This is a genomic window from Tepidimonas fonticaldi, assembly GCF_001675355.1.
In the GTDB taxonomy this organism is placed as follows: Bacteria; Pseudomonadota; Gammaproteobacteria; order Burkholderiales; family Burkholderiaceae_C; genus Tepidimonas; species Tepidimonas fonticaldi.
In genome coordinates this window covers 24,109-36,629 of the sequence record NZ_LZDH01000007.1, presented here as the reverse complement: position 1 = coordinate 36,629, position 12,521 = coordinate 24,109, and the positions used below count along the sequence as shown (strand labels likewise).

General features: G+C 71.1%; 15 protein-coding genes and 2 pseudogenes. 9 read left to right on the top strand and 8 right to left on the bottom strand.

The window, feature by feature from the left end:
* From A9O67_RS12855 to A9O67_RS12840, 5 genes and pseudogenes are all read left to right on the top strand, one after another.
* The coding region (locus A9O67_RS12855) for a PhoH family protein (RefSeq protein WP_197484396.1) at nt 1–178 on the top strand (178 nt) is incomplete at its 5' end.
* A gap of 11 nt (nt 179–189) precedes the next feature.
* Nucleotides 190–657, top strand: coding sequence for an rRNA maturation RNase YbeY (gene ybeY, locus A9O67_RS01750; protein WP_068606786.1), 468 nt, complete (start codon nt 190–192; stop codon nt 655–657).
* A gap of 98 nt (nt 658–755) precedes the next feature.
* A complete protein-coding gene (locus A9O67_RS13500; RefSeq protein ID WP_068606784.1) occupies nt 756–947 on the top strand; it encodes a hypothetical protein in 192 nt (63 codons plus the stop codon).
* A pseudogene (locus A9O67_RS13995) lies at nt 868–1,296 on the top strand (response regulator); the annotation flags it as partial. The gene A9O67_RS13500 and the pseudogene A9O67_RS13995, both read left to right, overlap by 80 nt.
* Before the next feature lie 332 nt (nt 1,297–1,628).
* Nucleotides 1,629–1,829 (top strand): annotated as a pseudogene (locus A9O67_RS12840) (sensor histidine kinase); the annotation flags it as partial.
* Nucleotides 1,830–1,870: 41 nt separating this feature from the next.
* On the opposite strand, the gene dtd reads toward A9O67_RS12840, so the two are convergent.
* The 3 genes from dtd to tyrS are packed head-to-tail and all read right to left on the bottom strand — an operon-like array spanning nt 1,871 to nt 4,557.
* Complete coding sequence (dtd, locus tag A9O67_RS01740) at nt 1,871–2,314, bottom strand: D-aminoacyl-tRNA deacylase (protein WP_068606782.1); 444 nt, start codon at nt 2,312–2,314, stop codon at nt 1,871–1,873.
* A 22-nt stretch (nt 2,315–2,336) separates the two neighbouring features.
* Nucleotides 2,337–3,263, bottom strand: coding sequence for a cation diffusion facilitator family transporter (locus A9O67_RS01735; protein WP_068606780.1), 927 nt, complete (start codon nt 3,261–3,263; stop codon nt 2,337–2,339).
* A gap of 25 nt (nt 3,264–3,288) precedes the next feature.
* Nucleotides 3,289–4,557, bottom strand: a complete 1,269-nt coding sequence (gene tyrS, locus A9O67_RS01730) for a tyrosine--tRNA ligase (protein WP_082955276.1) — start codon at nt 4,555–4,557, stop codon at nt 3,289–3,291.
* A gap of 212 nt (nt 4,558–4,769) precedes the next feature.
* Here tyrS and A9O67_RS01725 point away from each other — a divergent pair, with 212 nt between their 5' ends.
* Nucleotides 4,770–6,101, top strand: coding sequence for a M23 family metallopeptidase (locus A9O67_RS01725; protein ID WP_068606779.1), 1,332 nt, complete (start codon nt 4,770–4,772; stop codon nt 6,099–6,101).
* 15 nt (nt 6,102–6,116) lie between these two features.
* A complete protein-coding gene (locus A9O67_RS01720; RefSeq protein ID WP_269451550.1) occupies nt 6,117–7,265 on the top strand; it encodes an anhydro-N-acetylmuramic acid kinase in 1,149 nt (382 codons plus the stop codon).
* A gap of 21 nt (nt 7,266–7,286) precedes the next feature.
* On the opposite strand, the gene erpA is transcribed toward A9O67_RS01720, so the two are convergent.
* The 3 genes from erpA to rplM form a co-directional block, all read right to left on the bottom strand.
* On the bottom strand, nt 7,287–7,664 hold the full coding sequence (erpA, locus tag A9O67_RS01715) for an iron-sulfur cluster insertion protein ErpA (protein ID WP_068606776.1): 378 nt from the start codon (nt 7,662–7,664) through the stop codon (nt 7,287–7,289).
* A gap of 181 nt (nt 7,665–7,845) precedes the next feature.
* Nucleotides 7,846–8,238 carry a 30S ribosomal protein S9 gene (gene rpsI, locus A9O67_RS01710; protein WP_068606774.1) on the bottom strand — a complete coding sequence of 131 codons (393 nt, stop codon included), beginning with the start codon at nt 8,236–8,238 and terminating at the stop codon, nt 7,846–7,848.
* A gap of 9 nt (nt 8,239–8,247) precedes the next feature.
* Nucleotides 8,248–8,679, bottom strand: a complete 432-nt coding sequence (rplM, locus tag A9O67_RS01705) for a 50S ribosomal protein L13 (RefSeq protein ID WP_068606772.1) — start codon at nt 8,677–8,679, stop codon at nt 8,248–8,250.
* 176 nt (nt 8,680–8,855) lie between these two features.
* Between rplM and A9O67_RS01700 the strand changes: the two genes are divergently transcribed.
* Complete coding sequence (locus tag A9O67_RS01700) at nt 8,856–9,788, top strand: 23S rRNA (adenine(2030)-N(6))-methyltransferase RlmJ (protein ID WP_068606792.1); 933 nt, start codon at nt 8,856–8,858, stop codon at nt 9,786–9,788.
* Nucleotides 9,789–9,824: 36 nt separating this feature from the next.
* Here the strand turns inward: A9O67_RS01700 and A9O67_RS01695 are convergent, their stop codons facing one another.
* A complete protein-coding gene (locus tag A9O67_RS01695; RefSeq protein WP_068606770.1) occupies nt 9,825–11,096 on the bottom strand; it encodes an O-acetylhomoserine aminocarboxypropyltransferase/cysteine synthase family protein in 1,272 nt (423 codons plus the stop codon).
* Between the two features lie 111 nt (nt 11,097–11,207).
* On the opposite strand from A9O67_RS01695, the gene A9O67_RS01690 reads away from it, so the two are divergent.
* Nucleotides 11,208–12,008, top strand: coding sequence for a DUF3047 domain-containing protein (locus A9O67_RS01690; RefSeq protein ID WP_068606768.1), 801 nt, complete (start codon nt 11,208–11,210; stop codon nt 12,006–12,008).
* 174 nt (nt 12,009–12,182) lie between these two features.
* On the opposite strand, the gene A9O67_RS01685 is transcribed toward A9O67_RS01690, so the two are convergent.
* Entirely contained in the window at nt 12,183–12,482 is a 300-nt protein-coding gene (locus A9O67_RS01685; protein WP_068606767.1) for a nucleotidyltransferase domain-containing protein, read from the bottom strand.
* Between the last annotated feature and the right edge of the window lie 39 nt (nt 12,483–12,521).

Here is a 12,521-nt window from a genome sequence, read left to right as displayed (position 1 = left end):
CCGCCCGGTGGCCCTGCCGCGCTCGCAGCTGTCGGGCCTGATCGACGCCGAGCGCGTGCTGCGGCGCGTGCCGGGCATCGCATTCGCGCGGCTGACCAGCGCCGACGTGGTGCGCCACCCGCTGGTGGCGCGCATCGTCGACGCCTACGAGGCGCGCCCCGCCCCCACCCACCCCTGAAAGCCCCGCCGATGCCCAAGCCCCTGCCCGCGCTGGCCCTGTCGCTGCAGTTCGCCCGCTTCGACGGCGTCGAGGCGCACCGCGCCGCGCTGCCGCGCCACGCGGTAGCGCGCTGGCTGCGCCATGCGCTGGAGCGCCCGGCCGAACTGACCGTGCGCATCGTCGATGCCGAGGAGGGCCGCAGCCTCAACCGCACCTGGCGGCAAAAGGATTACGCCACCAACGTGCTGACCTTCGACTACCAGGCCGAGCCGGTGGTGCTGGCCGACCTGGTGCTGTGCGCGCCGGTGGTGGCGCGCGAGGCCGCCGAGCAGGGCAAGACGCTGCAGGCGCACTACGCGCACCTGCTGGTGCACGGCGCGCTGCACGCGCAGGGCTGGGACCACGAGCGCGGCGAGGCCGAGGCCGAGGCGATGGAGGCGCGCGAGATCGCCATCCTGGCGCGGCTGGGCTTTGCCAACCCGTACACGGTGCGCTGAGGGCTGGCCGGGTTCGTTTCTTCAGCCTGGCTTAATGGTGGTCCGCGACACTGGCGACACCGACGTCCCGTCGGTGGTCATCCCCATCAGTAGTCTTCATGAAAACGCTGATCGCCACCGCGCTGGTCTCCCTCGGTCTGCTGGCTTCGGCCCCCACGTTTGCGGGCCCGTTGACCGCGACCGATGGGGTTTCCGTCTCCGCCCAGGCCAATGCCCCGGCCAAGAAGAAGAAAAAGGCCAAACCCGCGAAAAAGAAGTCGCACAAAGCCCGCAAGGCCGCCGCGCAGTAACCCGACGGGCACGGCACAGGGCGGCGCATGCCGCCCTTTTTTCGTTGCGGCCATGAAACTGCTCCTCGTCGAAGACGACCTGGCCATCGGAGAAGGCCTGCGACTCGGGCTGCAAGGGGCGGGCTGCCGGGCGCAATGGGTGCGCCGTGGCGCCGATACCCTCGAGGCCCTGGCCGCCGGGCCGTTCGATGCCGTCGTGCTGGACCCGCTCGGCCGCCTGGGCACCGAGGCGCGCCCGCGCCCGCCGGTGCTGATCCTGTCCGCGCGCAGTCTGACGCAGGACACGATCACGGCGCTGCACCGGGGCGCCGACGACTATCTGACCAAACCGTTCGACTTCGACGAACTGCTGGCTCGGCTGGTCGCCTTGCACCGGCGCGCGCGTGGTCAGCAGCCCGCCTCGCTGCAGTTCGGGCCGCTGGCAATCGACCCCCTGCGCCGGGGCCGCGCTGACCGTGGCCCTGGGGCTGGCCGCGCTGCTGCTGGCCATGCTGCGCGGGGCGACCCGGCGCTCGCTGGAGCCCCTCGAGCGGCTGGTGTCGCGCGCCGCGCACGAATTCCGCACCCCCTTGGCGGCCGTGCGGCTGCACGCGCAACTGATGGCGCGCGCCCCCGCGCCCGACGTGCGGCTGGAGGTGTCGCTGCCCGACGACGCCACCCTGCACGGCGGACGGCTGGGAGTGGTGCTGCATCGACCACGTCCCGGGCATGGATGCGGCACAGAAAGCGACCGCCGGCACGGGCTTCGCCCAATCCCCCCACGGCAGCGGGCTGGGACTGACCATCGCGCGGCGCGTCACCGAGCGGCACGGCGGCCAAATCCACTTCGAGGACACGCCCGGCGGTGGCCTGACGGTGCGGATCGTGCTGCCAGACGCCTGAGGTGCCTGAGACCGAGCCCCTGGCACCGGGTGCCGGACGGCTCACGCCCGCAGCTCGAGGGGAATGGTCACCGGCCCGTCGTTGATCAGATGCACCTGCATGTCCGCCCCGAAGCGGCCCGTCGCCACCTGCGGGTGGCAGGCGCGCGCCGCGGCGACGAAGTGTTCGTAGAGCCGCTCGCCCTCGGCGGGGGGCGCGGCGCCGGCAAAGCTGGGCCGGTTGCCGCCGCGCGTGTCGGCCGCCAGGGTGAACTGGCTGACCACCAACAGCCCGCCGCCCACGTCCTGCAGGCTGCGGTTCATCTTGCCCGCGGCGTCGGCAAAGATGCGCAGCTTCAGGATCTTGGCGAGCAGCCGTTCGGCCACGGCGGGGGTGTCGCCCGGCTCGGCGCACAGCAGCACCAGCAGACCGGGGCCGATGGCCCCCACCGTCTCGCCACCCACCTCCACGTGCGCCTGGCGCACCCGTTGCAGCAAGGCCTTCATCGCCGGTCGCCGCTCACGTGGCTCATTTGAGGTCGCGCGGATCGTCGAAGTGCGCCTCGACGTCGCTGGGCAGGAGCTGGATCGTGGCCCGCAAGCCCGGCACGGCGCTCATCAGGGCCTGCTCCACACTGGCGCGCAACGCGGCCGCCCGCCCCAGCGTCCAACTGGCGGGCATGTGCATGTGCAGGTCCACATAGCGGCGCTGGCCCGCCTTGCGCGTGTACACATGGTCGAAGCGGATGATGTCGCTGCCGTTGCGCTGGTGCGCAAAGCTGGCCAGCACGTCGTCGATGGCGGTGCGGACATCCGGCTCGACCGCCTCGTCCATCAGCCCCTGGCTGGAGCGCCACAGCAGATGCGCCCCCTCGCGGCCGATGTTCAGGGCCACGCCGATGGCCACCACCGCATCCAGCCAGAGCCAGCCCGTCGCCCAGGCCAGCGCCAAGCCGACCACCACGCCGGCCGAGGTCCAGACGTCGGTGAACAGGTGCCGGGCATCCGCCTCCAAGGCCAGCGAGCGGTGCACGCGCGAGGCGCGCAACATCACCCACGCCAGCCCGCCGTTGAGCGCCGAGCTCAACACCGACAGCCCCAGGCCCCAATCCAGGCGCTGCAGCGGCTGCGGATCCCACAAGCGCCCCAGCGACGCCCAAATGATGCCCAGCGCGGCGACGATGATCAGGATGCCCTCGAACCCCGAGGAAAAGTACTCCGCCTTGTGGTGGCCGTAGGGGTGCTCGTCGTCGGCCGGCCGCGCCGCCACCGTCACCATCCACAGGCCGAACATGGCGCTGGCCAGATTGACCACCGACTCCATCGCATCGGACAGCAGCCCGACCGAATCGGTGATCCACCACGCCAGCGTCTTGAGCAGGATGGTCGCCAGCGCCACCCCCACCGAGGCCGCGAGCAGCCGCTGGGGCGTCAGGCGATGCCAAACCGCGTTCATGGCCGTGAGGGCGACCGCCGGCGCGTCAACCCAGGGTCACGCGGGCAAACTTGCGCTTGCCCACCTGGACCACATAGGTGCCCGCCCCGAGCTTGAGGCCTTTGTCGCTGACCACGCTGCCATCGACCCGCACGCCGGCGCCGTCGATCAGGCGGTTGGCCTCGCTGCTGGACGGCGCCAGCCCGGCCTGCTTGAGCACCACCGCGATGCCCAGGGGCGCGCCGCCTTCGCCCAGCGAAAGACGGACCTCCGGAATCTCGTCCGGCACACCGCCCTTGCTGCGGTGGATGAAATCCTGCTCGGCCGCCTCGGCCGCCGCCGCGCTGTGGAAGCGGGCCGTGATCTCCTTGGCCAGCATCACCTTGGCCTCTTTGGGGTTGCGCCCCTGCGCCACTTCGCGCCGCAGCGCGTCGATCTCGGCCTCGGACTTGAAGGACAGCAGCGTGTACCAGCGCCACATCAGCTCGTCGCTGATCGACAGCACCTTGGCGAACATGGTGTTGGCGTCCTCGGTGATGCCGATGTAGTTGCCCTTGGACTTGGACATCTTCTCGACGCCGTCCAGCCCCTCCAGCAGCGGCATGGTCAGGATGCACTGCGGCTCCTGCCCGTACTCGGCCTGCAGGTGGCGGCCCATGAGCAGGTTGAACTTCTGGTCGGTGCCGCCCAGCTCCAGGTCGCTCTTCAGCGCCACCGAGTCATAGCCCTGCATCAGGGGGTACAGAAATTCGTGCACGCTGATGGGGGTACCCGCCGTGAAGCGCTGGTGGAAGTCGTTGCGCTCCATCATGCGGGCCACGGTGTACTTGGCCGCCAGCTGGATCATCCCGCGCGCGCCCAGCGCATCGCTCCATTCGCTGTTGTAGCGGATCTCGGTCTTGGCCGGGTCGAGCACCAGGCTGGCCTGTTTGTAATAGGTCTCGGCGTTGGCCTTGATCTGCTCCGGCGTCAGCGGCGGGCGCGTGGTGTTGCGACCGGACGGGTCGCCGATCAGGCTGGTGAAGTCCCCAATCAAAAAGATCACCGTGTGCCCCAGATCCTGCAACTGGCGCATCTTGTTGAGCACCACGGTGTGGCCCAGGTGGATGTCCGGCGCAGTGGGGTCCAGCCCCAGCTTGATGCGCAGCGGCTGGCCCGTGGCCTCGCTGCGGCGCAGCTTGCGCACCCAGTCGGCCACCGGCAACAGCTCCTCGCAGCCGCGCCGGGTGACGGCCAGCGCGGCGCGCACGGCGTCGGAGGCGCCCTGCAGCGCCTCCTCGGTCGCCTCCGCGGCGGGTACTGTGGAAATGTTCATGAGGGTTTGCACAGGTGACGGCGGCCGCGCGGCGGGTATACTCCAGTCCACTCGACCGCCGGGATGGGCGCAGCATTGCGCACTGCAATGCGATCGCCTGGATTGTAGTCGGCGGACGTCCCTCTTCCATGCACGCCCCGCGGGCCTGCCCGGCAGGTACCGCGGTATGGGCGGCGTTGTCGTGTACAACCCGCCCGCCCACCGGATACGGCATGATTGAACGGCTACACACATGGCAGCGCTGGCTGCAGCGCCATCCCCGCCGGGTCATGGCGGCACTGGGCGCGCTGCTGCTGGGCACGGGGGTCACGGCCTTCGGCACCGGTCCGCTCGACGCCGCCATCGACGACCTGCCGCGGCGCCAGCTCACCGAAACGGTGGAGGTCGCCTTCGCCGACCCTGCGGCGAGCGCGCCGGTCGCCCCCTTCATCCTCTACCGCACGGACGTCACCCGCCGCGACGACACCCTGGCCACGCTGCTGCAGCGCCTGGGCGTCGATGACCGCGCGGCGGCCGACTTTCTGCGCCGCGACCGGCAGGCCGCCGACGTCTGGCGCGGCCGGCCCGGCAAGCTGGTGAGCGCCGAGGTCGACGACGACGGACGCCTGCAACGGCTGACGGTGCGCTGGCTGCCGCGCGACGACAGCCCGACTTTCCAGCGGCTGACCGTGCAACGCGACGGCGATACCTGGCGCTCCCGCCTGGAAAGCCCGGCGCTGACGCCGACGGTGCGCTTGGCCAGCGGGACCATCCGCACGTCGCTCTTCGCCGCCACGGACGCAGCGCGCCTGCCCGACGACATCGCCTCGCAGCTCGCCGACCTGTTCTCCGGCGAAATCGATTTCCGGCGCGACCTGCGCGCCGGCGACGCCTTCCAGGTGGCGTACGAGGCGCTGGAGGCCGACGGCGAAGTCCTGCGCTACGGCCGTTTGCTGGGGGCCGAATTCGTCAACGCCGGGCGGCGCCACCAGCTCGTGTGGTTCCAGGCACCCGGCAACAAGGGGGCCTACTACAACTTCAAGGGCGAAAGCCTGCAGCGGGCCTTTCTGGCATCGCCCCTGGCCTTCTCGCGGGTAAGCAGCGGCTACGGCATGCGCTTTCACCCGGTGCACGGCGACCAGCGCGCCCACCTGGGGGTGGACTATGCCGCCCCCACCGGCACACCGGTGCGCAGCGTGGCCGATGCGGTGGTGGAGTTTGCCGGCTGGCAGCGCGGCTACGGCAACGTGGTCATCCTGCAGCACAAGCAAAACCGCAAGACGCTCTACGCCCACCTGAGCCGCGTGGATGTGCGCAAGGGCCAGCGCATCGAGCAAGGGCAGACGCTGGGGGCCGTCGGCGCCACCGGCACCGCCACGGGGCCGCACCTGCATTTCGAATACATCGTCGGCGGCGCGCACCGCGATCCGCTGATCCTGGCGCGCGACAACGCCAGCGGCGAGCCCATCGAGGCGCGCTGGCGGCCCGCGTTCGAGCGGGTGGCCGTCGCGATGCGCGAGCAACTGGCCGCCGCTGCCACCCTGGTGCAGGCCAGCGCCGAGTAACTCCCCGCCGGCGGCCTGCCCGTGCGCTGCATCGGCCTGATGTCCGGCACGTCGCTCGACGGCGTCGACGGGGTGTTGGTCGAGTTTGGCGGCGGCACCGAGGCCGGGCGGGTGTTTGCCGATGCCAGCGCACCGCTGCCCGAGCCCCTGCGCGCGCTGCTGCTGGACCTACAGCAACCGGGCCCCGACGAGCTGCACCGCGCCGCCCAAGCCGGCGCCGCGCTGGCCGACGTCTATGCCGCGGTCGTAGAGCAACTGCTCGAGCGCAGCGGCACCGCTCCCAGTCAGGTGGCGGCCATCGGTGCACACGGGCAAACCGTGCGCCACATGCCGCCGGGTCACCCCCGTCTGGGGCCCCACGAGGCCCCCTACACCCTGCAACTTCTGGCGCCGGCCCGGCTGGCCGAGGCCACCGGCATCGCGGTCGTGGCGGACTTCCGCAGCCGCGACATCGCCGCGGGCGGCCAGGGGGCGCCGCTGGTACCGGCATTCCACCGCGCGGCCTTCGGCCTGCCGGGCATGGCGGTGGGCGTGGTCAACATCGGCGGCATCGCCAATCTGACGGCGCTGTGCGCGGACGGGGCCCTGCGCGGCTTCGACACCGGGCCGGGCAATGTGCTGCTGGACGGCTGGTGCGCCCGCCACACCGGGGCGCGCTACGACGCGGGCGGCGCCTGGGGCCGACAAGGCCGCGTCGTGCCCGCACTGCTGGCCGAACTGCTGGCCGACCCCTACTTTGGCCGCACCGGCGCGCGCAGCACGGGGCGGGATCACTTCAACCTGGCGTGGCTGGACGAGCGCTTGGCGCGACACCCCGGCTTGCGCCCGGTGGATGTGCAGGCGACGCTGGCGGCCCTGACGGTGGACAGCATCGCGCGCGCCGTGGAAGGGGTGCCCTGGGGCACCCCGGCGGGGACGGGCCCGCAGCGGCTGTGGGTGTGCGGCGGCGGTGCGCACAACCGTGCCCTGCTGGATGGACTGGCGCAGCGCCTGCCTGCCACGACCGTGGGCACGACCGCCGAGCTGGGCTGGCCCGTGCAGTGGGTGGAGGCGGCGGCGTTTGCGTGGCTGGCGCACCAAACTCTGCTGGGCCAGCCGGGCAACGCCACCGAAGTCACCGGGGCGCGCGGGCCGCGTATTCTGGGCGCGATCTACCTCGCCTGAGGACCGCGCCCCGCGGGCGCGTCAGCCGACGCTGAAGCTGGAGCCGCAGCCGCAGGTCGTGGTCGCGTTGGGGTTGCGAATCACGAACTGCGCGCCCTGCAGGTCTTCCTTGTAGTCGATCTCGGCGCCGACCAGATACTGGTAGCTCATGGCGTCGATCAGCAGCGTGACCCCGTTCTTGGTCATCTGCGTGTCGTCGTCGTTGATCACCTCGTCGAAGGTGAAGCCATACTGGAAGCCCGAGCACCCCCCGCCCTGCACGAAGACGCGCAGCTTGAGGTCGGGGTTGCCCTCTTCGGCGATCAGCTCGGCCACCTTGGCAGCGGCGGCGTCGGTGAAGACGAGCGGCGCCGGCATCTCGGTCTCGGGGGTAGCGACGGTTTCGGCAAGGGCGGACATGACTCGGTTCCTGACTGTGATGGACGAAAAGGATAGCAAAACACTCGGGTTTTTCCCAAACGACGGGGGGTCAATACCCCTGCCGCGGTCAGGGATACCCGGGCAACCGGCCCCACGGCCATAAAAAAAACCGCCCCCCACGAGGCGTGGTGGGCGGTTGGACCGGACCCGGGGCCGCGGATCAGCGCTTGCTGAACTGCTTGGCGCGACGGGCCTTGCGCAGACCGACTTTCTTGCGCTCGACTTCGCGGGCGTCGCGGGTGACGAAGCCGGCGGCGCTCAGCGCGGGCTTGAGGCTCGCGTCGTAATCGATCAGCGCGCGGGTGATGCCGTGGCGCACCGCGCCGGCCTGGCCGGATTCACCGCCGCCGTGGACGTTGACCTGGATGTCGAACGTCTCGAGGTGGTTGGTCAGCACCAAGGGCTGCTTGGCGATCATGATCGACGTCTCGCGGCCGAAGTAGGCCTGGATGTCGCGACCGTTGATCGTGATCTTGCCGGAGCCCTTCTTGAGGAACACGCGCGCGACGCTGGACTTGCGACGGCCCGTGCCATTGTTCCATTCACCAATCATGGCCGCTCCTTAGATTTCCAACGCCTTGGGTTGCTGGGCGCCGTGCGGATGCTCGGGGCCGGCGTAGACCTTGAGCTTCTTGATCATGGCGTAGCCCAGCGGGCCCTTGGGCAGCATGCCCTTGACGGCCTTCTCCAGCGCGCGGCCGGGGTGCTTGGCCTGCATGTCGCGGAAGTTGATCGAGCGGATGCCGCCCGGGTAGCCGGTGTGGCGGTAGTAGATCTTGTCGAGGGCCTTGTTGCCGGTGACTTTGATCTTGTCGGCGTTGACGACGATGATGAAGTCGCCCGTGTCGACGTGAGGGGTGTAGATGGCTTTGTGCTTGCCGCGCAACCGGAGTGCCACTTCGCTGGCGACACGTCCGAGCACCTTGTCGGTGGCGTCAATCACAAACCACTCATGCACCACCTCAGCGGGCTTGGCGCTGAAGGTTTTGGTCATGTCAGTTTCCTGTGGTTTGGGCGGGCCCTTTTCCACGGTCGGCGCTGCTCTGCCGGCAGCCTCTTAGGTGGGGGGAGATTTCGCCGCGGGGCCCAGGCTTTCGCTGCGAAACACGAGATTCTAGCCGGATCTCGGCAAACATGCGCATCCGGGCGTCACTCGGCTACCATCGGGCCATGTTCAGCTACCGACACGCCTTTCACGCCGGCAACCATGCCGATGTGCTCAAACACATCGCGCTGCTGGCCACGCTGCGGCATCTGCAGGCCAAGGATGGCGGACTGCTGCTGGTGGACACCCATGCGGGCGCCGGCCTGTACCGGCTGGACCAGGAGCAGGCCCGCACCTCCGGCGAGGCGGCCCAGGGCGTGGGCGCGCTGTGGCAGGCTGCGGCAACGGCCACTGCGGCGGGAGCCGCCCTGCCCGCGGCCGTGCAGGACTACATCGACTGCCTGCGCGCGCTCAATCCGGATGGGGTGCTGCAGCACTACCCCGGCTCGCCAGCGCTGCTGCAAGCGGCGCTGCGGCCGCAGGACGCGCTCAAATTGTTCGAACTGCACCCTACCGACGGGCGGCTGCTCGACCGCACCGTGCGCGAGTGGCGCGCGCGCACGCCACGCCCGGCCATCGATCTGCGGCGCGACAACGGCTTCGACGGCCTGAAGGCGCTGCTGCCTCCGCCATCGCGGCGCGCGCTGGTGTTGATCGACCCCAGCTACGAGCTCAAATCCGACTATGGCCTGGTCGCGGCCGTCGTGGCCGACGCCCTACGGCGCTTGGCGGTCGGCTGCTACGTCGTCTGGTACCCGGTGATCGCGCGCGAGCAGGCGCACGCGCTGCCCAGGCGGCTGCGGGCGCTGGCGCAGCACCACGGCCGCGCGTGGCTGCAGGCCGAGCTCAACATCGGCACGCCGGCCGACCCGGCGGCCAAGGCCGCCGCCGCGCGCGGCCGCCCGGCCGGCAGCCTGCGCGCCAGCGGCGTGTTCGTCGTCAACCCGCCCTACACCCTGGCCGGCCAGCTGCGCGAGGCGCTGCCGTGGCTGCTGGCGGCGCTGCGCCAGGGGCCGGCGGCGGCGTGGAAGGTGGATGCCGGCGAACCCAAGGCCTGACGTCCAGACCGGCCCCTGAACCCCGCGCGGCCGGGATCAGGCCGCCGCCAGCGCCTGCGCCAGGTCGGCCTGCAGGTCCTCGATGTGCTCGATGCCGACGCACAGGCGCACCGTGTCCTCGGTGACGCCGGCCTTGGCCAGTTCCTCGGGCGAGAGCTGCCGGTGCGTGGTGCTGGCCGGGTGCGTGGCCAGCGAGCGCACGTCGCCGATATTGACCAGCCGCGTGAACAGCTGCAGCGCATCCAGGAAGCGCTCGCCGGCGGCGCGCCCGCCCTCGATGCCGAACGTCAGCAGGCCCGAGGCGCGCCCGCCCAGGTAGCGCTGGGCCAGCGCATGGTAGGGGTCGTCCGGCAGCCCGGCGTAGCGCACCCAGCGCACCTTCGGGTGCTGGCGCAGGAACTGCGCCACCGCCAGCGTGTTGTCGCAGATGCGGTCCATGCGCAGCGGCAGCGTCTCGATGCCCTGCAGGATCAGGAAGGCGTTGAACGGCGAGATCGCCGCGCCCATGTTGCGCAGCGGCACCACGCGCGCCCGCGCGATGTAGGCCGCGGGCCCCAGCGCCTCGGTGTAGACGACGCCGTGGTAGCTGACGTCCGGCTCGTTCAGGCGGCGAAAGCGCGCCTTGTGCTCGGCCCACGGGAACTTGCCCGAGTCGACGATCGCGCCGCCGACGCTGGTGCCGTGGCCGCCCAGGTACTTGGTCAGCGAGTGCACGACGATGTCGGCGCCATGCTCGAACGGGCGGCACAGGTAGGGGCTCGGCACCGTGTTGTCCACGATCAGCGGCACGCCGTGGCGGTGCGCGATGGCCGCCAGCGCCGCGATGTCGGTGACGTTGCCGCGCGGGTTGCCCATCGATTCGCAGTAGATCGCCTTGGTGCGCGCGTCGATCAGCGGCTCGAAGGTCTCGGGCCGGTCGCTGTCGGCGAAGCGCACCTCGATGCCGTACTGCGGCAGCGTGTGCGCGAACAGATTGTAGGTGCCGCCGTAGAGCGCGCTGGCCGAGACGATGTTGTCGCCGGCCTCGGCGATGGTCTGGATGGCGTAGGTGATGGCCGCCTGCCCGGAGGCCAGCGCCAGCGCGCCGATGCCGCCTTCCAGCGCCGCCAGCCGCTCCTCCAGCACCGCCTGCGTCGGGTTCATGATGCGCGTGTAGATGTTGCCCGGCACCTTCAGGTCGAACAGGTCGGCGCCGTGCTGCGCGCTGTCGAACGCGTACGCCACGGTCTGGTAGATCGGCGGCACGACGGCCTTGGTCGTCGGATCGGGGCGGTAGCCGGCGTGCACGGCCTGGGTCTCGAATCGCATCGGCAAGCTCTCCTCAAAAAACGCAACGGCGGCAACGATAGCGTACCGGCCGCGGCAGCGTCCACGACATTTGCGTCATGACGACATGACCGTGCGCTATAACGTCGCGCCATGCCAAGCCACCTGTCCGAAACCCTGCACTCCGCCAACCGCCGCCAAACGCTGGCATGGCTGGGCGCCAGCGCCGCCGCGGCGCTGGCCGGCTGCGCCGGGCGGCCGCGGCCCGCGGGTGACGCCGACGGCGGCGAGGCCGCGCTGGCCGACTCCGCCTGGGCGCAGACCAGCCAGCTCGCCCCCGGCGCGCGCTGGGAGCACCACGTCTTTCCGCAGCGGCGCATCACGCACTACCGCGCCGGCCAGCACGGCGGCCGGCCGGCCCTGCGCGCCGACAGCGACGCCGGCACCTCCGCGGTGCGCATGCGCCTGCGCGTGCCGGCCGCCGAGATCGCGGCGCTGCGCTGGTCGTGGTGGGTGGACGATCTCAACCCGGCCTTTGACCTATCCGACCGCGACACCGACGACGCGGTGGCGCGCGTGATCCTGGCCTTCGAGGGCGGGCGCGAGCACTGGACGCCGCGCGACCACAACCTGTCGGAGCTGGCGCGCCTGGTCACCGGCGAGCCGCTGCCGGATGCCACGCTGATGTATGTGTGGGATGCGCGGCTGCCGGTCGGCACCGTCGTGCGCCACCCCGGCACCGGCCGCATCCGCAAGCTGGTCGCCGCCAGCGGCGCGCAGGATCTGGGCCGCTGGCTGGAGCTGGAGCGCGACCCGTTGGCCGACATGCGGCTTGCGTTTGGCGAGACGCCGACGGCGCTCGTCGCCGTCGGCCTGATGACCGACGCCAACAACACCCGCTCCCGCGCGGCGGCCTGGTACGGGCCGCTGGCGCTGATCCGCCGCGGCGGGTGACGGCGCTACGGCCCGCCTCCCTCGACGAACCAGTGCGCCCAAGAGGGCGTCGTAGCGCAGCGCCACGCCATATGGCACCCAGCGCAGCCAGCGCCTCCGGTGGCTGCGGCAACGGCAGCCCGGCATCCTCCAGCGACTGCGCCAGCAGCTGCCGTGCGTGGGCCAGCGCATCGCTCACAGTGCCCGCCCCTCGCGCTGGACCCTCCACGCCAGCGTGTTGACGACGCCCGCCTGCCGCTCGAAGGCCGCCGCGCTCATCACCACCACGTCAGCCGGGATGCGCGCTCGCCCCAGCAGGGCCGCCAGCCGCGCCATCTCGGCGTGACGGTCGGCCACCTCGGGCTCGACGACCAGCAGATCGAGGTCGCTGTCAGGCCGGGCATGACCACGCGCGTGCGAACCGAACCAGATCACGCGGCTGCCCGCCGGCAGCGCGCCGTCCAGTTGCCGGCGGGCTTCTTCGATCCAGTCCATCGCGCCCTTTCCACGAGGCGTCGGCCTGTTCGCCGTGGT